Genomic DNA, 294 nt, shown 5'->3' on the forward strand with positions numbered 1-294 from the left:
TATCTGGCCGGCGAAATCGAACTGGAGCTGGTGCCGCAGGGCACGCTTGCCGAGCGCATTCGCGCTGGCGGTTCCAGTATTCCGGCCTTCTACACCCCGACAGGTTTCGGCACGGAACTGGCAGAAGGCAAGGTGATCGCGGAATTCGACGGCCGCTCCTACGTGCAGGAGCGCTGGCTGAAGGCCGATTTTGCCATCGTCAAGGCCGAGCTTGGCGATACGTATGGCAACCTCACCTACAACAAGGCCGGGCGCAATTTTAACCCGCTGATGTGCATGGCCGCGAAAACCACC

At 60.9% G+C, this 294-nt stretch carries 1 protein-coding gene; it reads left to right on the forward strand.

Annotated features, from left to right (window positions below):
- Window positions 1-294 (forward strand): 3-oxoacid CoA-transferase subunit A (locus EN804_RS36380; protein WP_135922426.1); only part of this gene is annotated, 294 nt, incomplete at both ends.

Source organism: Mesorhizobium sp. M8A.F.Ca.ET.161.01.1.1 (genome assembly GCF_004792105.1).
In the GTDB taxonomy this organism is placed as follows: Bacteria; Pseudomonadota; Alphaproteobacteria; order Rhizobiales; family Rhizobiaceae; genus Mesorhizobium.